Origin of the sequence: Kitasatospora sp. NPDC018058, assembly GCF_044327205.1 — a bacterium.
Taxonomy (GTDB): Bacteria; Actinomycetota; Actinomycetes; order Streptomycetales; family Streptomycetaceae; genus Kitasatospora.
In genome coordinates this window covers 1-19,930 of record NZ_JBIRFA010000074.1, presented here as the reverse complement: position 1 = coordinate 19,930, position 19,930 = coordinate 1, and the positions used below count along the sequence as shown (strand labels likewise).

At 68.9% G+C, this 19,930-nt stretch carries 14 protein-coding genes and 2 pseudogenes; 9 read left to right on the top strand and 7 right to left on the bottom strand.

The annotated features are described in order from the left end of the window. Positions 1 to 1,098: 1,098 nt before the first annotated feature. The 4 genes and pseudogenes from ACH4E7_RS43010 to ACH4E7_RS42995 all read right to left on the bottom strand — a co-directional run bounded on the left by ACH4E7_RS43010 (position 1,099) and on the right by ACH4E7_RS42995 (position 5,098). Positions 1,099 to 1,341: a GNAT family N-acetyltransferase gene (locus tag ACH4E7_RS43010; RefSeq protein ID WP_396254666.1), complete on the bottom strand. Its 243-nt coding sequence runs from the start codon at positions 1,339 to 1,341 to the stop codon at positions 1,099 to 1,101. A 99-nt stretch (positions 1,342 to 1,440) separates the two neighbouring features. After that, positions 1,441 to 3,099: a beta-1,3-glucanase family protein gene (locus tag ACH4E7_RS43005; RefSeq protein ID WP_396254665.1), complete on the bottom strand. Its 1,659-nt coding sequence runs from the start codon at positions 3,097 to 3,099 to the stop codon at positions 1,441 to 1,443. Positions 3,100 to 4,153: 1,054 nt separating this feature from the next. Further along, positions 4,154 to 4,282, bottom strand: a pseudogene (locus tag ACH4E7_RS43000) (family 1 glycosylhydrolase); the annotation flags it as partial. A gap of 237 nt (positions 4,283 to 4,519) precedes the next feature. Next, positions 4,520 to 5,098, bottom strand: coding sequence for a DinB family protein (locus ACH4E7_RS42995; protein WP_396254664.1), 579 nt, complete (start codon positions 5,096 to 5,098; stop codon positions 4,520 to 4,522). A gap of 300 nt (positions 5,099 to 5,398) precedes the next feature. Between ACH4E7_RS42995 and ACH4E7_RS42990 the strand changes: the two genes are divergently transcribed. Further along, positions 5,399 to 5,980, top strand: coding sequence for a DinB family protein (locus ACH4E7_RS42990; protein ID WP_396254663.1), 582 nt, complete (start codon positions 5,399 to 5,401; stop codon positions 5,978 to 5,980). A 439-nt stretch (positions 5,981 to 6,419) separates the two neighbouring features. Here the strand turns inward: ACH4E7_RS42990 and ACH4E7_RS42985 are convergent, their stop codons facing one another. Next, entirely contained in the window at positions 6,420 to 7,346 is a 927-nt protein-coding gene (locus ACH4E7_RS42985; RefSeq protein WP_396254662.1) for a LysR family transcriptional regulator, read from the bottom strand. A gap of 127 nt (positions 7,347 to 7,473) precedes the next feature. Here ACH4E7_RS42985 and ACH4E7_RS42980 point away from each other — a divergent pair, with 127 nt between their 5' ends. The 5 genes from ACH4E7_RS42980 to ACH4E7_RS42960 all read left to right on the top strand — a co-directional run bounded on the left by ACH4E7_RS42980 (position 7,474) and on the right by ACH4E7_RS42960 (position 11,972). Continuing rightward, a complete protein-coding gene (locus ACH4E7_RS42980; protein ID WP_396254661.1) occupies positions 7,474 to 7,773 on the top strand; it encodes a YciI family protein in 300 nt (99 codons plus the stop codon). Positions 7,774 to 7,845: 72 nt separating this feature from the next. Then, positions 7,846 to 8,820, top strand: coding sequence for an alpha/beta hydrolase (locus ACH4E7_RS42975; RefSeq protein WP_396254660.1), 975 nt, complete (start codon positions 7,846 to 7,848; stop codon positions 8,818 to 8,820). Then, positions 8,817 to 9,605 (top strand): glycine betaine ABC transporter substrate-binding protein, encoded by a 789-nt coding sequence (locus ACH4E7_RS42970; protein ID WP_396254659.1) that lies wholly within the window; start codon positions 8,817 to 8,819, stop codon positions 9,603 to 9,605. Before ACH4E7_RS42975 ends, ACH4E7_RS42970 begins: the two co-directional genes overlap by 4 nt. Positions 9,606 to 9,646: 41 nt before the next feature. Then, positions 9,647 to 10,675 carry a zinc-binding alcohol dehydrogenase family protein gene (locus tag ACH4E7_RS42965; protein ID WP_396254658.1) on the top strand — a complete coding sequence of 343 codons (1,029 nt, stop codon included), beginning with the start codon at positions 9,647 to 9,649 and terminating at the stop codon, positions 10,673 to 10,675. Positions 10,676 to 11,099: 424 nt separating this feature from the next. Continuing rightward, positions 11,100 to 11,972: a polysaccharide lyase gene (locus ACH4E7_RS42960; protein WP_396254656.1), complete on the top strand. Its 873-nt coding sequence runs from the start codon at positions 11,100 to 11,102 to the stop codon at positions 11,970 to 11,972. A 305-nt stretch (positions 11,973 to 12,277) separates the two neighbouring features. On the opposite strand, the pseudogene ACH4E7_RS42955 reads toward ACH4E7_RS42960, so the two are convergent. Then, a pseudogene (locus ACH4E7_RS42955) lies at positions 12,278 to 12,406 on the bottom strand (family 1 glycosylhydrolase); the annotation flags it as partial. A gap of 291 nt (positions 12,407 to 12,697) precedes the next feature. Between ACH4E7_RS42955 and ACH4E7_RS42950 the strand changes: the two are divergent. The 3 genes from ACH4E7_RS42950 (at position 12,698) to ACH4E7_RS42940 (ending at position 19,019) form a co-directional block, all read left to right on the top strand. Next, on the top strand, positions 12,698 to 16,753 hold the full coding sequence (locus ACH4E7_RS42950; protein WP_396254655.1) for an AAA domain-containing protein: 4,056 nt from the start codon (positions 12,698 to 12,700) through the stop codon (positions 16,751 to 16,753). Continuing rightward, on the top strand, positions 16,753 to 17,595 hold the full coding sequence (locus ACH4E7_RS42945; protein ID WP_396254654.1) for a hypothetical protein: 843 nt from the start codon (positions 16,753 to 16,755) through the stop codon (positions 17,593 to 17,595). The genes ACH4E7_RS42950 and ACH4E7_RS42945 overlap by 1 nt, the downstream gene beginning before the upstream one ends. Positions 17,596 to 17,945: 350 nt before the next feature. Continuing rightward, the gene (locus ACH4E7_RS42940; protein ID WP_396254653.1) at positions 17,946 to 19,019 is read left to right on the top strand and encodes a hypothetical protein; all 1,074 of its coding nucleotides are present in this window, start codon (positions 17,946 to 17,948) and stop codon (positions 19,017 to 19,019) included. 16 nt (positions 19,020 to 19,035) lie between these two features. Here the strand turns inward: ACH4E7_RS42940 and ACH4E7_RS42935 are convergent, their stop codons facing one another. After that, the gene (locus tag ACH4E7_RS42935) at positions 19,036 to 19,653 is read right to left on the bottom strand and encodes a hypothetical protein (RefSeq protein ID WP_396254652.1); all 618 of its coding nucleotides are present in this window, start codon (positions 19,651 to 19,653) and stop codon (positions 19,036 to 19,038) included. Positions 19,654 to 19,930 lie beyond the last annotated feature (277 nt).

Sequence of the window (19,930 nt, the reverse complement as noted above, 5' to 3'; positions counted from 1 at the left end):
GGGGATGTCAACATATCTGGCGTTGACTTTTGGCACGCTGTTGAGTTCTCAAGGAACGGACGCTTCCTTCGGACCGCCTTCCAGCGGGCCCTCCGAGCGCTTCGTTCTTTCGCATTTCCAGCTTACCAGATGTTTTCCACCCCGTTTTCCGGAGTTTCATTCATCCAGCTCGCTGACGCCTTCCAGGGCTTGGCGCCCTGTCCGACGTTTCAAACTCTAGCCGACCCTCGCTCCGAAAAGCGAATCCGCCCGCAACCCGATAAAACGCGCACGCCGAATCAACACCGGGCCGCAACGCGACAGCGCGAAACGACCGGCGAGAACCGGGAAATGGTGCTTCAGAGGATTGGCCGCCCCGGGACCGTCCGCGCAGATGCGTGTCCGGTTGCTCCCTGCCGAGCGACTGGGAGACAGTACCCCTACTCAGCGCCCGAAACAAATTGCGGAAGCACCCGCCGCTCCGGACTCCCATCAGGTCAGCGTTCAGAACCACTCTGGAAACACAGACGTTCCATCCTGATCGATGTACGGGCGAACAGGGGCTTTCCTCCGAGGGCGTCCCACAATGCGTGGGCCCCGCGAACTTCACGTCTCCCGGACCGCTGTCCGCCGCACGTTCCACGATCTCGGTGATGACCACGAGGACCTGCGAACCAGCTCGACCCCGTTCTCCCTCGGCGCCGTCGGGTCAGCTGAGTGTGCGTACCAGGGGGAGGGACTGGGAACCCAGAGCCGCCTTCCACGGCTCGTCGACCCACCCTTCCAGCACCGGCGGAGGTTCCGGTGCCGCAGTCTGCGGGACGTGGTCCAGGACCAGAAACGGACGGTCGTCGCCGGACGGCCTGGGCACTTTCGCCGGCAGGTCGGCCAGCCAGAGCGGACCCCAGGAGCGCGTGTCCCGGAGCCGCTGATGGCTGCTCTGCACGACCTTGCGCAGGAACCCGACCAGCCCAGTGGTCTGGCCGATGACGTCCGGATCGCTCGCATGTCGTCGTGGAGCGCTCACCATTCTCCCCTCGGTCGGTGACGAACGTTCCAGGATGGGGGCGGACGCTGCGGTTGGGGGGCTGTCGTCGGGCTCCCCCGAACCCCCGGCGGCTACCCGGGCAGCGGCATCCGCATGATCAGCTGGTCGCCGCCGGTACCGAAGTAGTCGGCCCGGTGATCGACCTGGACGAAGCCGAGCGACTCGTACAGGCCCCGGGCGGCCCGGTTGCCTGGAGCGACGGTGATCATCACCTCGCGGCCACCGTCGACGGCGAGGCGGCCCAGGCCCTCCGCCATCGGGGAACGCCCGTAGCCGAGTCCCCGAGCGCCGGGAACGACCCCGAGGGCCAGCACCCAACTGCGGGCGGTACAGCTCGAACAACTGCCGCAGCACGAAGTACAGGTAGGGCATGTCCGGAAAGAGCCGGTGGTCCATGTCACGGGTCAGAACACCTAGCCGAACGTGAACCAGTTGAGGTTGACGAAGTCGGCGCTCTGCCCGCTGGCGAAGGTGAGGTAAACGGTGTGTCTGCCGGTGGTCCGGGCGATGTCGGTGGGCACCGTCCGCCAGCTCTGCCAGCCGCCGGTGCTGGCGACGGCGAAGCTGCCGACCGGTGCGGCGGTCGGGCTGTCCAGCCGCACCTGGACCAGCCCGCTGACCCCGGGCGCGGCGCCGGAGGCGACCCGGGCCTGGAACCGGGTCGCGCCGGAGCTGCCGAAGTCCACGCCGGCATAGCCGAGCCAGTCGCCGTTCGCGATCCAGCCGACGTCCTGGCCGCCGCCGGTGTCGCCGCAGTCCTCCAGCGCGGTGCCGGACTGCGAGCTGTAGGACTCGGCCTGGATGGTGCCGAACGCGCTCGTCCCGCCGCCGGGTTGCGGCGACGGCCCGGGGCCGGCCGGGCCCTGGGCGCCTCCGACGGTGACCGACAGCAGAGTCGGACTCGCCGACTGCACCTTGCCCTCGAAGTCCACGCCGGCCGGATGGACGTCGTCGTACGGGAACGCGTAGCCGAGGTGGTCGGGGTTGGTCGCGTGCAGGATGCGGGCGTAGTGGTTGGTGCGCGCTGCGGTGTAGAAGGCGGCCGGGTTCTCGCCGTCCGGCTGGTGCGGATCGTTCAGCAGGGTGGTGCGGTTGAGCGCGGCGGCGAGCCGCGCGCTCAGGTTGCCCATCAGGTCGTTGCCGGTGGTGAACGGCGCCGAGCTGCAGTTGAAGACGGCGGCGGTGGAGGGCTTGGCGAAGCCGCCGACGCCAGGGAAGGTGAGCACGCCGTTGCCGACCCGGCCGGTGACGGTGCCCCAGCCGGCCTGGGTGTCGATCACCAGGTCGGTGCTCTGGTACTTCTGCCACACGGCGGCGAGGTAGCTGTCCAGATAGCCGTTGAACAGCGACGGATTGGCACTGATCGCCGTGTTGGGACTGAGGATGCGCAGGGTCCGGCCGGCGGAGTCCGGGACGATCAGCCGGGCCCAGTCGCCGCCGTCGCGGGCGGCCTGCGAGCGCAGCGCGTTCGCGGCGGACTCCAGGCCGCCCGCGGGCAGGCCGCTGACGCTCTGCCGCCCGCCACCGGCGGTCAGGTCGAACGCGATCGGGACGGCGGCGAAGTCGACGTAGCTGATGTTGGCGTACAACTGGTCCGGCCCGTAGGTGAATTCGCAGAATCCGTAGGAGGTAGCGATGTTGGGGTCGCTCGGGTTGCTCACCGAGGGCAGCGCGATGCCCGGGCCCGGGTTGATCAGGAAGACCAGCTCGCGGCCGATGGAGAAGTAGATCCGTCCGCTGGAGAGGTACGGCAGTTGGATCCGCCGCTGGGTGCCGCCGGGTGCACCCAGCGCGATGGCGCAGTCTGCTCCGAGCGGCGCGCCCGGGGCGGCGGGGGAGGGCGGGTGGTAGAGCGTGCTGCCGTCGGAGCGCAGGAAGGCCCAGCTGTTGCCCTGGGCCGGGTCGAGGCCGAGGACGTAGGCGTAAACCGGCTGCGAAGGCACGGTGTTGACCAGATCGACGTCGAGCCGCTGCGGGGTGGTGCTGCCGTCCGCGGTCTGCGACAGGGCGAACAGTGCGGGCGCGGTCAGGGCCGCGACGGAGGCGCCGAGCATGGTCCGGCGAGTGATCACGGGGGCTCCGGGGGCGGTGAGGGCGGGCCGGCGACGCGGACTGCGCCGCCCAGCCGTCACCCTCCCGCCCGAGCCTGAACACGTCAATGTCTGTAACCATAAGTGGCTCTTAAGCCTGAGTCGGTTGATTTCCTGAAGGCTGAGGCGGCCCGGTGACCTACCCCGCCTACTTCACTCCCTGCTTCCGATGGGCGGCGATCAGGTCGCGATACCCGGCATAGGGCGCCTTCGATGTGCGGCGCCGCCACGGGAGTCGGCCGAGCTGGCCGACCGGCGCGGCGTCGAGCGGACGCTCCTGGACACGCCGGAGGCCGTGCGCGCCGAGATCGACTCCCCGGCCTTCCTCGCCGGACGGTGGGACCGGGACGGACCCGCACCGCGGCTATCCGGTCGATCGGTATCTCCACCGCGGGCCGGTCACCGTGCGCGTCCATGCGCACGTGTTCCCGGGCCACCCGGATTCGGCCGGCGGCGACCGACCCGATCTCGTCGAGCGTGCGCAGAGCGACGCCCAGCCCCGACGAGAGCTCTCACAGCCTGCCCGACTTCTGGTGACCGGCGATCCACCCCCGGAGGTGTCCGGGGACGGACCGGTGTCAACCGGATAAAAACGCTTGGACTCCTCCGGCACCGTCGCGGGAGACTGCGGTTCCTGCCTCCTCCGCATTCATACTGACGAAACCTCGCAAGCAGTGCATTCCCCAGGAGAGGCAGGTAATGGGCTGCCGCACGACACAACGAGGTCGGGATGGAATCGTCCGAATCACTCCAGGGAGCGCCGGGCAGGCGCTCGTTGCTCCTCGCACTTCGCCACTACGGACGGGAGCTGGCCCGGCTCCCGCGCCTGACGGTGCCGGGCATGCTGCTGCCGGCGTTGGGCAACATCGGCATCGGCTATCTCGCGCCGCTCGCCGTGGCGAAGCTCGTCTGCCGGATCGCCGGCCATGCCGGCATCGACTCCGGCTCGATGTGCGCAGCTGTGAGTGTCCTCATTCCGCGGCGCCCGCCAACCGGCGTCGAGCATGGCAGCTGCAAGCTCCACCGCGGCACCCAATCACCTTGCCTGGTCTGCTCGATGAGTGATGATCAGGTCTCGGTACCAGGGGCACGAGGCCTTCGGCGTACGGCGCTGCGTCTCGAAGTCGACGTGCACGAGCCCGAATCTCCGCGGGAGCCCCTCCGCCCGTCGAACACCCTGTCATCGTATCCAGCTGAAATGCACGCCTTTGAAACCTCCGTTCGATCACTCCACCTGCTCGACCTATCGGGCACGAACTCGACGAGCAGAGCGAGAACCTGCGCATCACCCACGCAGACGACACCGCCGCCTGTTACGGCACACCGGAGTCCCCCACTCGAACCGGGGTGGTTCGAGTCGCGGCCCGACGCCGGTGCACGGTCAATTGATCGGCACCTGCCGTCAGCCGACGCTCGGGGACGCGGGTTCCCACGGCTGGACCCATGGGTCAGGCCACGCCTCGGCTGCGGCGAGCAGCGGGTCAAAGGTTGCGCCGTCAATGCTCTCGCGGATGACGTCAGCGTGACCGCCGTGCCGTGCCGTCTCCTCGATCAAGTGCAGCAGGACCCAGCGGATCGACCATTCTTTGACCTCTGCGGGAATCCATGGCGCCCCCTGCGGCACCGGAACGGCCTGCCCGAGGTCCGGAATACCGGCGATCACCGCGTCGGTCCGCTCGGCCGCCTCGGTATACGCGGCCAGAACCTCGGCCAGGGCGAGCTGGAATTCGTCCGCGTTCGACTCGTCCGCCTCCGGCTGCGTCCCGCGCTGCTGCTGGAGGATGAGGTCGGTCCAGAAGCACTCACACCGTGCGGCGTGCTTGATCAGCCCGCCGATGCTCAGGTCGCTGGCAGAGGCCGCCATGCGGGCCTGCTCCTCGGACAAACCGTGAGCGGTGACCCGCAGCGCGCGCCGCTGGTGGGCCAGGTAGGCGGTCAGCGCCGTGCGCTCATCGGCGACGGGCGGGACGACTCTCGGCATGGCTGGACCCTCTCGCAGTGCAAATCTTTGCAGCAAGTTTCTGCCGGACTCTACTGCCACTTCCCAGCCGACGTACACCAGGCCGATCAACCTGATCCTCAACCTCCGGCACCGGGCCTGCCGGCCACGGCGCCGGCGGGCGATGCGACCGAGCCGGAAGCCAACAACGACCACGCGCGTGACGCCGACGTGGCGAGGCAGGGCGCACGGCCGCAGCACGCCCCGATCTTGCGCAAGGATCTGAAATTCTTTTCACAGGAGGGTTGACCAGCCCTTTCTCCAGGAGAGAGGGTCAGCCCCATGCCCGCACACGTACCGCCGATCGCCGACGAGCGCGAAGGCCTGCTCGCCTACCTCACCCAGCAGCGCCAGGCTCTGCGCGCCACCACCCATGGACTGACGGACGATCAGGCAAGGATGACGCCCACCGCCAGTGAGCTGAGCATCGGCGGCCTCATCAAGCACGCCGCACGGTGCGAGGCCGGCTGGACCGACCTGATCCTCCAGCGGCAGCGCGGCCAAGAGCGAACGGCCGACGATAGCGACTCCGCCGATTTCGTGCTCACCGCGGAGGAGACGCTCGCAGATGTGCTGGACCAGTACGAGGCCGCGGCCCAGGAGACGGACGCCGTGATCGCCGGAATCGCCGATCTCGGCCAGGCCGTGCCCGTCCCGCAGGGACTGCCATGGTTCCCTGCCGACGTGAAGAACTGGTCCGTCCGCTGGGTGCTGCTGCACCTCATCGAGGAGACCTCCCGACACGGCGGTCACGCCGACATCATCCGCGAAACCATCGACGGCGCCACCCTGTTCCCCCTGCTGGCCGCCGCCGAACAGTGGCCCGACCCGTGGTTCCAGCCCTGGCAGGCCCCGATCGACTGAACACCGGAAGGGCGACCAGGCCGGCCACCCCAGCGCGCGCAGACGGACGGGCAGCGCTGGGGCGATCCTCGCAACGCACCTGCTGCCGACGACACTTACCGCGGCCACGGCCAGTGGCAGCCCACTGCTTCCGTCAGCGTCACCCGATCGGAGAGCCCATCTCGTCAGGAGCGCGCAAGATCACGCGGTCCCGCCGCTCCAGCGGAAGAAGCGCAGCGCGAGCGCGGCGGTCACGGCGGCGACGGCGAGCAGGAAAGCGACGGGGGTCACAGGCGGCGGGTGGCCGCTCACCGCCACGTCCTGGACTACTCCTGGACGGCGCACACCGAGGGCCGCTGACTGACCCGCCCGATTTGATCGCCGCGGAGTCCCGGAATCCTCGGCTGAGTCTCTCGCCGCTCGGGGCGCCCGCGCAGGCATCGTTGCTCGCCGTCCTCATTCAGTCCGCCGCGCCCAGGCGTAGTCGCCTGCGGATGTGACGAGGAGTCAGCAGGTCTTGGTCCGCAAGGGTTTCCAGGAAGGCGGCGGTGACGGGGTCGGGGGTGGTGCGGGTGTAGGCGGTCAACGGGCGGCTGACCGGTGGGACGGGGCGGAGGACGGCGCCGTTGAAGTGGGGCGGGATGGTGTTGGCGGGGACGAGGGTGGGGCCGAGTCCGGTGGCGGCGTAGTTGGCTGCGGCAGGGGCCTGTTCGGTGCGGACGGCGACGCGGGGGCGGAAGCCGGCCGCGCCGCAGGCTTGGTCGAGGACGTCGGCCAGGCCGCTGTCGGGGGTGAAGTGCACCCATTCCCGCTCGGCGAGGTCGGCCAGCTTGATGCGCGGAGCGTGGTCGCTGCGGGCTGCGGGGTCGTCGGCACACGTGACGACGAGGAAGTCCTCGGTGCCGAGATGGCGCACCGGCCCCTCCCAGCCGAGTGGTGGCGGGCCGACGGCGATGTCGGCCTGACCGGCGTTCATGGCGGCTGCCAGCTCGTCGGCGCGGCGGTGCTCGAACAGGCGGACGCGTACGCCCGGGTGCCGTCGGCGCCAGGCACCGAGGGCGGCGGGCAGCAGGCCGTAGCTGATGGAGTAGAGGGTGGCGAGGTGGAGTTCGCCGGTGGCAAGGCCGGCGGCCCGGCGGGCGGCGGTGGTGGCGCGATCGGCCTCGGCGAGGGCGGCGCGAGCGTACGGGAGCATGGCCCGCCCGGCCGGGGTGGGGCGCACGGTGCGAGGCAGGCGCTCCAGCAGCGGGCCGCCGATCTCCCGTTCCAGGGCCTGAAACTGGTGGGAGAGGCCGGGCTGGGTGATGTGCAGGCGCTCGGCGGCGCGGGTGAAGGAGCCCTCGTCGACGATCGTCACCAGGTACTCAAGCTGTCGCAGCGTCGGCATGTGCCCAGCTTATGGGTTTCAGAGAAAACAGTCCTTGGACGCATGGTGGGCTCGGCTCGCAGGATGGGGCCATGCCCGACGAGGCGGTACCGAGCCCTCGTCGATTCCCCACCGAGGAGTTGTCCCCATGTCGAACGCACCCGGCACTGCTGTTCTCGCGGTCTTCAAGGCGGCGCCGCACGCCACCGAGGAGGACTTCGCGACGGTCATCGACGCGGAGTTGACCCGAGCCAAGGAGCTCGTCGACCAGGGCGTGATCGTGCACGGCTACCACCGCGCGGACCGCGTCGGTGCGGCACTGGTCGTGGACGCCACGACGGTCGAGGCCGCGCGCGAGATCTTCGCGACCTTCCCCGCGGTCGCGGCGGGCTTGATCGAGACCGAGTCGGTCATCCCGCTGGTTCCGCTGCAGCTGCCGCAGGCCTGACGAGCCGTCGGACGGCTCGGCGCCGTTGCCCGGGGTGCCCGGCCGTCTCCCGGAAACCTGGAGGAGCGTTCCATGCATCATCCGCCCGTGCCGGTCCTCGACCCGGCCGCCCGGGCGCTTGCCGAACAGGTGGCGGCCGGGCCCGACCCGCGCCGACTGCCGCTGTCGGAGATCCGCGCCCGGCTGGACCTGACCCAGTCCGGCCCGGTCGAGCGCCCCGACGCCCACATCGAGGACCTGCGCCTGCCCGGCCCCGGCGGCGCGGTCCGAGTCCGGATCATACGGCCGGCCGTCCCTGGCCCGGCCCTGCTGCCGGTGGTTCTCTACCTGCACGGCGGAGGGTGGATCGCCGGCGGCGTGGTCAGCCATGACCGGCTGATCCGGGAGCTGGCGGTGGGGGTTGGTGCGGCCGTCGTCTTCGTGGACTACGACCTCTCCCCCGAGGCGCCGTACCCCACCGCCCTCCGGCAGGCCCGCGTGGTGGTCCGCTGGGTGGCCGGCCACGGCCGCGGGAACGGACTGGACGCGGCCCGGATGGCCGTGGCCGGCGACAGCGCCGGCGGCAACCTGGCAGCAGCCCTGACCCTGCTGCCCAAGGGGCACGGCGAGTTCCCCTTCCGCCACCAGGTGCTGATCCACCCGCCCCTGTCGGCGGCCTGCGACACCGCCTCCTACCGTCGATTCGCCCAGGGCTACTTCCAGAGCGCCGACTACCTGCGCTGGCTGTGGCGGCAGTACGTACCCGACTCGTGCCGACGGATGGAGCCGACCGCGGCACCGCTGAACGCCGAACCCCACCAGCTGGCCGGCCTGCCGCCGGCGCTGGTGATCACCGCCGAAGCGGACGTGCTCCGCGACGAGGCCGAGGCCTATGCCGCAAAACTGCGCACGGCCGGTGTGCCGGTCACCTGCGTGCGCTACCAGGGCACGATCCACGCCTTCGTCGTCCTCGACGCCCTGCGTGGGACCGGTGCCGCCCGCGCCGCGCTCGCGCAGATCGTCTCGACCCTGCGTGAGGCACTCCACCCACGACAGGAGACCGCATGAACACTCCACCCTCCGGGCCCGCGATCACCGTGGGCAACATCGCCCTGTCCTTCCACCGCGCCACCGCGGCCGTCACCCGCCGCGTGTTGGAGGCCCACGGCCACCGGGTCCAGAGCATCGAGGCCCCGCACGAGCAGCTCTTCCGGCTCCAGGCCGACGGCAGGGTCGACGTCCTGGTCTCGGCCTGGTTGCCCTCCAGCCACGACGCCTACCTGTCCGCCTACCGCGACCGGGCACACCTGCTCGCGCCGCACTACCACCCCTACTGCATCTGGGCGGTGCCGCCCTACGTCCCGGCCGACGCGGTGCGCGAGGTCGCCGATCTCGCCCGGCCGGAGGTGGCCTCCCGGATGACCCGGGCCATCGACGGCATCAACCCCGGCGCCGGGATCAGCCGTTTCTCCGCCCGGATGGTCACTGCCTACGGCCTCGACCACGTCGGCTACAGCTTCACTCCCGGCACCGAGGCCGGGTTCATCGCCCGGGTCGAGCAGGGAATCGCCGACCGGGAGTGGTTCGTCATCCCGCTGTGGCGCCCGCAGTACCTCAGCCGCCGCCACGGCCTCCGCCCGCTGGCCGAGCCGAAGGGCCTGCTGGGCACGGTCGACGCCGCCGGACCCGTCATCCGACGGGCGAGTCTCGACCTCATCCGCCCCGAGGCTCTGGCCCGTCTCGACGCCTTCTACCTCGGCAACGACGGCGTCGAGGAACTCGACTCCTGGATCAACGCCGACGGCCTCGCCCCGCTGCACGCCGCCGACCGCTACCTCGCGGCCCACCCGTAGCCCGCCTTCGACCCGACCTGACGACCTACCGGAGAACGAACATGAGCCCGCACCCCGACACCATGCCCGCCGTCGCCTACCGCACCAGCCTGCCGATCGACGACCCCGCCAGCCTGGAGGACCTCGAACTGCCCGTCCCCACGCCCGGCCCGCACGATCTTCTGGTCCGGGTCGAGGCCGTCGCCGTCAATCCGGTGGACTACAAGGTCCGCCAGAACGCCGACCCGGGCGGCATCCCCCGCGTGCTCGGCTGGGACGCCGCCGGCACCGTGGTCGCGGTCGGCGACCAGGTGACCCTGTTCCAGCCCGGCGACGAGGTCTACTACGCCGGCGCGCTCGACCGACCCGGCGCGAACTCCCGTTACCACACGGTCGACGAGCGACTGGTCGGCCCCAAGCCGACCACCCTCTCCTTCACCGAGGCGGCCGCCCTGCCACTCACCTCGCTCACTGCCTGGGAAGGCCTGTTCGAGCGCCTAGGCCTGCGCCACGGCGCCCTGGACCAGACCGGGACCCTGCTGGTCACCGCCGCCGCCGGCGGTGTCGGCTCCATCGTCACCCAACTCGCCCGCACCCTCACGGGGTTGACCGTGATCGGCACCGCCTCCTGGCCCGAGACCGCTCACTTCGCCCGCCGCATGGGCGCCCACCACGTGATCGACCACCACCGCCCGTTGGTCCAGCAGTTGGTCGAGGTTGCGCCCGGCGGCGTCGACCACGTCTTCAGCACCGCCGGCACCGACCGGAACCTCGCCGCCTACGCCGAAGTGCTCAACCCCTTCGGGCAGATCGTCGCCATCGACGACCTCGATACCCTCGGCATCGGCGCGCTCAAGGCCAAGAGTCTTTCCTTCCACTGGGAGTTCATGTACACCCGCTCCATGTTCCAGACCGCGGACCAGAACATGCAGCACCACATCCTCACCGAGATCGCACGGTTGGTCGACGCCGGCCTCCTCACCACCACCGCCACCCAGGATCTCGGCCCGATCAACGCCGCCAACCTCCGCGAAGCGCACCGCATCCTGGAGTCCGGCACCGCCATCGGCAAGACCACCCTGACCGGCTGAACAGTCGAAACGACGGCTTGGTCCGACGCAGGATCCATCCGCGGTGGCGTCCGAGGTGCCCAGGACGACGGCATGCACTTCGCAGCGGTATCGACACCGCCGTGGCACAGCCTCAGCGCTGCCGGGCAGCCGGCCACTGCGCCGGGTACGTCGGCGGCCCGACGAAACCACCAGGCGGACACCCTGATCCGGCAGCCGGGGATACTCGGCTCAGCGCCACGAGCAACCGCCGGTCCTCACCGTCCAAGCGGGCCAGAAGCGGGCTGGAGGAGTCCGGCGCACCCGCGCTCGGCACCATCGGCTGGACCAGCGTCCTGGAACCGACGAATAAGAGGATTCCATGCACCGACCTCCCCAGGGAGCAGCGCAGCGTCGCCGCCCGGCTGCCAGCGCCACTACAGTCGGCGCGACTGTAGTGGCGCTGGTGGCCGCCACCGGCTGCGGCGCAGCGCGCTCAGGCGAACCGGCCGCCCATCCGGCACCCCGACAGCCCGCAGCCGCGGCGAGCCTTCCCGCGAGCGGCCCTGCGGGCGGAAGAGCTGCCTGGACCGGGCAGTTCACCGCCTACGGTTCCGCGTCGTGGCGGCGCGCCTGGGGCGTCGCTGCACAGGGTGCCTGGGGCGGCGGGAACCTGGCCGAGATCTCCGACCCCACGGCTCCCGGCGACGGTTCGGCCCTGGAGGTCACCTACGGGGCCGGATCCTCGGACAACAAGTGTGCCGACTGCCCGGCTACCGGCGGCGGTCAGTTCTACTCCGACCTGAACGCTCTCGGCCTTTCCGCACTCGCCGACGGCAGCACCCTCGACCTGGCCTACCACGTCAAGTTCCCGGCCGGCCGTGACTGGGGCAGGGCCGGGAAGCTGCCCGGACTCTACGGAGGCCGGATCGGCCAGGAGTCCGGCGGCAACCACGGCAACGGCTGGTCCACCCGGTACATGTGGCGCGGCGCGAACGGCGTGCCCGACAACGGCGAGGTCTACCTCTACACGCCGACCAACTCCGGCCCGACCGGGTACGGCGTGGACGAGGGCCTCGGCGACTGGAGGTTCCTCGCCGACGGCAAGTGGCACACCGTCGAGCAACTCGTGAACCGGACGACTGGTGACATCACCGTCTGGTACGACGGCCGGCAGGTCCACTCCGCACCCGGTGCCGCCTCTGGCATCGGCTCCCTACCGTTCGGAGGAGTCCTCTTCTCCACTTTCTACGGCGGACATGACACCATCTGGGGACCCGCGAGCATCCAACACGCCTACTTCTGCGACTTCACCCTCTCCCCGTCCGTCCAGCACTGACGGACGGCGGGACCTCACCGCTGCCTGAAGACGCTGCCGACGTGGAATCGGCAGTACTCCCCACCCAGTTGCGCAGACCTCTTCAGCGAGCCCGAGTTCGGCCACCAGTTCCACGAGGCCGGCTCGAACTCGTCGTCGCAGGAGCGATGCGGCCGGCCTGCGGTCGCTGTTCCGCAGAAGGACCGGCCGAACTTGCCAGGTGGTGGTTTGGAGCGGCCGGAATCCTTGTCTACTGTCTTGCCACACCGGACGGCTGGAGGCTGCCGATCTGCCGCCGCGCCCCATCCGGGTGGACCTCTCCCGGCCTACCTCCCGCACCGGGAACGGTGGGTGGCGATCAGGTCGCGGTACCAGGCGTAGGAGGCCTTGGGGGTGCGCTCTTGCGTCTCGAAGTCGACGTGGACCAAACCGAACCTTTGATGGAACCCCTCAGCCCGTCGAACAGACTGTCATTTTAAGCCTTGTTCTGAGCACCCCATCGACGCGCTCGGCCAGCGCATGCACCGGAGAGTCCCCGTCCCTCTCCCCTCACCGTGCCTGCCCGGTTTCCCAACGAGGCGCACGGAGAGCACGGCTGCGCGCTCCCAGTACTCCCATGCGCTCCCTGAGATCTCCGATCAGGCTCCAAATTCATCCTCTTCCTCTCAACAGAGGTCGTAGCCTGATGCGTTCGCCTTCCGACCAGGCGGGCTTACGAAGAGGTTTCGGACCAGAGGGGTAGCAACGTGAACGGCACCGCCACTCGCTCGCGGGAGGAGGCCGTGGCCTCCCAGGCTCAGCGATGGGCCGACGAACTCATTGATTTCGGACCGCGCAACACATTGCTGCACTTCAAGGACACCAAGACTGGCAGTCTCGACCTGACCTCCGTCTCCGCCGAGGCACAGCATGCGCTACTGACCGGCCGGAAGGTCCGGCTCGCGAGCCTCGTTACCGATCCGTCCGATCAAAAATCCGCCTGCATCCGCGCACGCCACCTTCGGCGCCGGATCCTGGAACTGGACGAGGAACAGGGCGTCGAGGCCGGTCGCCTAGCCTGCGGACTGCTCAACGTGGACCCGCCGAAGACACGTGGCACAACCACCGTCCTCCCGCTGCGCGCTCCCCTCGTACTGCTACCCCTGACCCTCCAGCCGCGCACAGCCACCGAGAACGACTTCGTCCTCCAGGTCGACGGCGAGCCGGAGATCAATCCGGTCCTGTTCTACGCGCTGAACCGCCAGTACGGTCTGGACGCCGACCTCGACCGACTGGCCGACCAGGCGTCAGTCACGCTTGAGGAACTGACGGATCCGGGGACCCGGGTGCGCGCCGTGTACGACCTCCTCGCCAAGGCCCTCCGCCGGAGCGGGCTGTCCGCGTCGTTCGAGGAACGCCTAGTGATCGGCGCCTTCAGCTTCGACCGACTACCCATGGTCAACGATCTGAAGAACTCGAGCTCGTTGCTCGCCGAGCACCCCGTCATCGCCGCCATCGCCGGTGACAGCACGGCGGCCCGCTCGCTGCTCGAGGACTCGGAGGGCCCTCCTCCGGGAGGCGAGATCCCGCCGCGGGAGGAGTTCCTCGTCCACGACGCCGATGCTTCTCAGCAGCAGGCAATCCGCGCCGTGCTGGCCGGCCGACATGTGGTCATTGAGGGCCCTCCCGGAACGGGCAAGAGCCAGACCATCGCCAACCTCATCGCCGCACTGGCTGCTGAGGGACGCCGCATCCTCTTCGTCGCCGAGAAGCGCGCCGCGATCGAGGCGGTCACCGACCGCCTCGCCCAAGCCGACCTCGACGGACTCGTTCTCGATCTCCACGGGAACAAGCTGAACCGTCGCCAGCTCGCCCAACAGCTTCTTGAGACCCTCGAGCGGTCCGGCCAGGAGCCGCCGCCGCGCCCTGAGCAGTTGCACGCCTCGCTCGAGCACTTCCGTGGTCAGACCAGCCGGCACGTCTCCGAGTTCCACCAACCGCGGTCCCCGTGGGGGGTCAGCGCCTACCAGGCCCTGACGGCGCTGTCGGGAGTTCCGCCAGAGCAACAGACCCGCTGGCGCCTGCGCGGCAGTGTCCTGAAGCACCTGGACCTGACTGCCCGGCAACAGGTCGAGCAGGACCTGCACAAGTTCGTCAGCCGGAAGGGGCTACAGATTCGGTGCGGCCAGTCTCCCTGGGCGCGCACCCGTGTACGGGACGCCACGGAACTCCGTCCCGTCCTCGAACGACTCGACCAACTGGCGGGCACGGCCTTCGTGGACACTCGCCGGGAGATCGAGGCGCTGATCACCACAGCGGGGCTGCGCCAGGCACAGGACATCCACGGTTGGCAACACTTGCTAGACCTCCTGCAAGCCGTGTCCGGCACCTTCGAGGAGTTCACTGCGGAGGTCTTCGGACCACAACTCGACCGACTCGTCGCCGCCACCGCCGACCGGGCTTGGCGCAAGCAGCATGGACACCCCATCGGCTGGTGGCAGCGGCGCTCCTTGATCCGTGAGGCCAGGGCCGTCCATCGGGATGGACTGCGCGACCGCCAGGTTCTCCACACTCGGCTGGTCCAGGCCCAGGAGCAGCGGACCCGCTGGCAGAGCGTGTCGCTCGACGGCGCACCGCCGTCCGCCGTCCCTGAGCTCGGCGCTGCTCTGAAGAACTTCACCGAACTCCGCGACCGGCTCGCCGCAGTGGCCCTCTGCGCCGGTGTCGACGACTGGGCGAAAAAGCCTGCGGACGAGGTCGCCGAGATGGTACGAGAACTCGACGCCCACCGTGCGACGTTGTACCAGATGCCCGAACTCAACCAGCTGACCGACCGATTGGAGACCGCCGGTCTCGGCCCGCTACTCGACGAGCTGGCCCAGAGTCTGCCCACGCCCGAAGCGGCGGTCGCCCGGTTCCAGTACGCCTGGTGGTCATCCGTTCTCGACGAGATCAAGATGCATTCCCAGCACATTCGCACCTTCACCGGACGGGAACACGATCACGCCGTCACACAGTTCCGCCGCACCGACAGCGACCACATGACCGCCAATGCCGGTCGTGTGCGTTATGCCGTGGCGGCCCGACTGCGAAAGGCCCGCGATGCCCATCGCGACCAGAACGCTGTGGTCCGCGACCAGGCCGCCCGCAAGACACGCCACCTGCCCCTGCGCAAACTGGTCACCAAAGCCCCCGACGTGCTACTGGCAGCCAAACCCTGTTGGGCCATGTCGCCGCTCGTGGTCAGCCGGGTGCTACCGGCCACTCGGCTGTTCGATGTGGTGGTCTTCGACGAAGCCAGCCAGATCCTGCCGCACGACGCCATGACGTCGATCATGCGGGGTCGCCAGGTCGTCGTCGCAGGCGACCGGAACCAGCTGCCGCCCACCTCATTCTTCAGCCGCGTGCTAAGCGGCACCGACAGCCAGGAGAACGCTGATGACGATGAGGACAACGATCCCGGTGTCTTCGAATCGCTCCTGGACCTGCTCAGCAGTCGGCTACCCCGCATCCACACCCTCCGCTGGCACTACCGGAGCAGTGACGAGAGGCTGATCGCCTTCTCCAACCGCGAGATCTACGGCGACCGGCTCGTCACGTTCCCGGGGACCGCCGTCGAGAGTCCGATTCGTCTGGAGGTCGTCGACGGCCACACGCTGCCCGGCCAGGACGGCTCCGCACCTCAGGAGGTCGAACGAGTGGTGGAGCTGGCGCTCGACCATGCCGCCCGTACCCCCGACCTCAGCCTCGGCATCATCACCATGGGCCAACGGCACGCTGACCGCATCGATCTCGCCTTGCGCAGAGCCCTAGAGGAGCAGCCGGACCTGCAGGGCTACTTCAGCCCCGAGGCAGGCCCCGGCCGACGCTTCTTCATCAAGAACCTCGAACGCGTGCAGGGCGACGAACGCGACGCGATCATCCTCAGCATCGGGTACGCCAAGGCCGCCAACGGCCGGCTTGCCCAACGTTTCGGGCCGCTCAACAACGAAGGGGGAGAGCGTCGGCTCAACGTCGCCATCACGCGTGCCCGCAAGCGCATGACGGTCGTCAGTTCGTTCTCCCATCATGACTTCGGCCCGCGTGCCGAGACGAAGAACCGCGGCCCCGAACTGCTGCGCCTGTTCCTCGAGTACTGCGCTGTCCAGGGCGACCTCACCCGGTCGGGCGGCCGCCAGGAGACGCACGAGCTGAACCCTTTCGAGCGACAGGTTCTGGAGGCCTTGCGGTCCTCAGGTGTCCCCGCCATTCCCCAATGGGGCGTCTCGGGCTACCGTATCGACTTCGCACTGGCCCATCCGGAGCGGCCCGGCCAGATGCTGCTCGCCGTGGAAACGGATGGCGACCGCTACCACCGCACAGTGAGCGCACGAGACCGTGACCGGCTCCGCCAGGCGCACCTGGAACGGCTCGGCTGGCAGTTCCACCGCATCTGGGCCGCGGATTGGTTCTCCGACCCCCAGGCCGAGTCGGACCGACTCATCGGTGTCTGGCAGGACGTCGTCCGCGCGGCCGACGAGCCGCCGAGCGGCCCAGTGACTCATGACCCGGTCCCCGCTCCGCGCCGGGCAGAAGAGCCGTCGACACGGCGAGGGCACAGACCGCCGTTGACGCCCGGTGGCAGCATCGGCACCTACTCCGATACGGACCTCCGCGCGCTCGCCGGCTGGATTCTCAGCGACGGCTACCAGCTCGACCGTGACACCCGGATCAGTCAGGCCATGACCGAACTCGGCTTCCGAAAGCGAGGACGAGTCATCGTCGAACGCCTCAACCAGGCTTTCGACCACTCTCAGCAGTTCGCGGACAAGGAGCACATCTGATGCCCCAGCTCGATCCCATGACCATCCAACGCATCGCACGACTCGTCGTGGACGCGGATGGCCCCTTCGAACGCCCCGGCTACCAGCTGGCCGAGTTGCTGAAACGAGCGGCCTGGCCGGTACCCGTTGAGTACGACGGCACGGCGCGGGTGTCCTGGCTGACCGAGACGATCACGGAATCGGCCCATGACGAAGCCGCCGTCGGCCGGTTCCTGTGCCGCATCTGCGACCCGCTGGAGTACGACGACGGCATGGCATCCGCCGACATCCTCCGGCAAGGTCTCAACCAGGTTCTCGCCGCAGAGCGGCTGTCAATCACATTTGTCGGCGGCCGACCGATGCTGGGTACGCTCGGCCAGGACGGCCGATCGACCACCTTCAGTCCACCCGACGACTTGGAGGCACGTGTCCGACGCTTGGTCAGTAGTGACGAGATCACGCGTCAGCTCATGCAGCGGGTGAACGAGACCCGTATCTGCGCGGACAACGGTGCGCACGTCTTCGCCCTCATCGGCATCGGAAGCTTCACCGAAGGTCTACTGCTCGACGCGCTGACCAAACGCGAACCCAGCCTGGCACGGGGGTTCCCGAATCCCAACGGAGGAAAGCCGGTACCAGTGGCGAAGGCCAGCCTGGCGCTGCTCCTCGACACTGCTCGGTCCCGAGGCTGGATTCAGGTCGACGCTCACGACTTCATGAAGATCGTCCGCGAGTACCGCAACTTCGTCCACCTCCGTCAGCAGCGGGAACGCGGGATCGACCCCGACCACGACACCGTCATGATGTGCTGGGGACCGGTCCTCGCTGTCCTCAACGACCTCGAGTCGAGCCACCCGCAGTGACAAGTACCTTACATACCTCGCCCGATGGGCGGTTCCTGATCCCCAGCACCAGCCGCATGACGCCTCCTGCCCTCTGCAGAACATGCTTCACCCTGGCTGCAGTCACCTGACCTTCGGTCAGATCCGATACCCCTGACCTTATCGGCGTCAGTGCGGACCGCGGATTGTCGGTCCGTTCCGTACAGTAGAGCCACGAGTACGTCGTCGAGTGTTTCCGCCGATTCGAAGGCGAGGCCATGTCCGACTCCTCCGTCCCGCTCCCCCGTCCCCGCAGGTCCTCCCGAGGTTCGAGGGCGCGGATTATCAACCGAGCCCCGTTCACCCGACCGGAGTTGCTCACTGACCGGCTGTTGATCCAGGTCGACGCTTCTCGGGTGGGGTTCGTGCAGGACCAACTCGATCCCATCCGTAGCGGTCTTGTGATCAGTGGGCCGAGGGCGCTCAGGAAGGCATCCCAGCTGCGGGACAACGGTTACGCAGGCGCGCTCATCGCCGACCCAGCGTTCTACGAGAACGGCGTCGCGACGCCGGAGGAGCCCTATCTGTCACGGACCGACGAACTGCCCACGACTGACCCGCTCGGCCACGCAGTCCAACAGCAGCTCGCCGCCGGCGCGACGGCAGCGCTCACACCGACCGGATACCTCCGGACCGGAGACATAGCAGCGGTACGGGCTGCCGTACGCGAGGTGTCGACGCGGGAGGACCCCCGGGTTGTACTCGCCCTCCCGATCGACGCCGGCTGGCTGCGAAGTGACCTGATCGGCCGCTTCATCGAAGAGCTTGTTGCGGCGCCGGGTCTGAAGGCCGTCATGCTCGGCGGCCAGTTGGACCCGCTGGCGAGTCTCCCCGAGGCCCTCACCGGGCTGGCTCGCATACTCACCGAGGTGCCTGGAACCGCACTGCTACGGACCGATCTCGCCGCATTCGGCGCGCTGGCACGGGGGGCGGTGTTCGCCGGCTACGGGCTTTCGAGTCGCCTCCGGCACATCGTCCCGCCCAGTGAACCTGCGCAGAGCTCGGGGTTCGCTGACTCCCCGGCCGTGCTGTTCCCCGAGCTAATGGCCCTATTCCTTGGCAAGACCCTCGCGCGTCGCTTCGCCGCGACGCACGCACCCGTGTGCGAATGTGTGGCCTGCGGGCATAGGCTCCTAGACAGTTTCCCGAGCAACCGGGACGTCCGGCCGGCAGCCCGGCATAACACGGCCGTTTTGATGTCCTGGCAACGGGCGCTGCAAACCCTGGCCGCCGGGCCCGAGCGTCAACGATGGTGGCAGGAGCGATGCCGCGCCGCGGTGAACCGATACCCGGTCGTCAACGCCGCCATTCGGCAGCCGAATGGCTTCCAGGTCCAACCGCAGCTACTGCGGTGGTCACTCCTCGATCCGGCGCCCTCGGCACCGGCCAGCGCGGGAGCCGACTGAGGGGCGAGCGGGCGGCTCAGCCCAGTCGTCCGTACAACTCCTCAATGAAGTGCCAGGCCGCAGCGGTGTGCCGCTGCGGCCGGTACGCCTCGGGTTCCAGAGCCATCCTGATTCCGTCCGGCTCATGGACGAGCACACCGATGCCGTAGAAGGCGGCCTCCACCAAGGTCTCCTCCAGCCCTGCGCGCGAGCACGTGAGGTGGTCGAAAAGAACGGCTCGGCGGCAGAACGGTGCGAATCGGCCCGCACGCTCCAGTCCCGTCCGCCGATCGGTGGCCCGCACGACCGCAAGGTCAACAGCGAGCGGCCGGACCGCCCGGCGCGTTACCAGATACTCGCCCCACTCGACCGCTCCGCGCGGAAGGTCACGAACCGCAGCCTGCCCGGGGAGAGAATCCACAGGAACGGGAAGGCCGATCGGAAGACCGAGCAGACACTCCAGCACGGGGATGCTGTCCAACTGCTCAGCACCAACCGCTTCCCGCCTGCGGTGTTCGGCCTCATCAATCCGGTACAGCACGAGGGCACGGGTACCCAGGATCGAAAGCGCGACGCCTTCGCTCTTCACGGACGCCTGCGACAAGGCTGCCTCGCGCACCGAGCGCCAAGTCGCAGGATTCGCCACACTCGCCATGGACCCCACCTTGCCCTACCGCGCGGCACGACGGCCAGGCGCCCCTTCGCTCGGACCGCGCACGATTCCACCGGTGGATCTCGTTTCTCCAGGACAGCGCGATCCAGGCCGCGTCACGCCACAGGAGTCTCTAGGCACTGAACTCCTATCGAGTGAGCGTGTGGTGGGGAGATCCTACAAGCCCCTCTCTGACAGTCTCGACTGAGACGCCCGGAATGTCGGGTTAGTCTGGATGGGCGAGACAGGAGATCCCTTCAGCATGGCCAGCACCACCAAT

Excerpts from the sequence above, each read along its gene's own strand:
- ACH4E7_RS42995 (WP_396254664.1), bottom strand. The coding sequence starts at position 5,098 with ATGCCGAGAGTCGTCCCGCCCGTCGCCGATGAGCGCACGGCGCTGACC.
- ACH4E7_RS42990 (WP_396254663.1), top strand. The coding sequence starts at position 5,399 with ATGCCCGCACACGTACCGCCGATCGCCGACGAGCGCGAAGGCCTGCTC.
- ACH4E7_RS42985 (WP_396254662.1), bottom strand. The coding sequence starts at position 7,346 with ATGCCGACGCTGCGACAGCTTGAGTACCTGGTGACGATCGTCGACGAG.
- ACH4E7_RS42980 (WP_396254661.1), top strand. The coding sequence starts at position 7,474 with ATGTCGAACGCACCCGGCACTGCTGTTCTCGCGGTCTTCAAGGCGGCG.
- ACH4E7_RS42975 (WP_396254660.1), top strand. The coding sequence starts at position 7,846 with ATGCATCATCCGCCCGTGCCGGTCCTCGACCCGGCCGCCCGGGCGCTT.
- ACH4E7_RS42970 (WP_396254659.1), top strand. The coding sequence starts at position 8,817 with ATGAACACTCCACCCTCCGGGCCCGCGATCACCGTGGGCAACATCGCC.
- ACH4E7_RS42965 (WP_396254658.1), top strand. The coding sequence starts at position 9,647 with ATGAGCCCGCACCCCGACACCATGCCCGCCGTCGCCTACCGCACCAGC.
- ACH4E7_RS42945 (WP_396254654.1), top strand. The coding sequence starts at position 16,753 with ATGCCCCAGCTCGATCCCATGACCATCCAACGCATCGCACGACTCGTC.
- ACH4E7_RS42935 (WP_396254652.1), bottom strand. The coding sequence starts at position 19,653 with ATGGCGAGTGTGGCGAATCCTGCGACTTGGCGCTCGGTGCGCGAGGCA.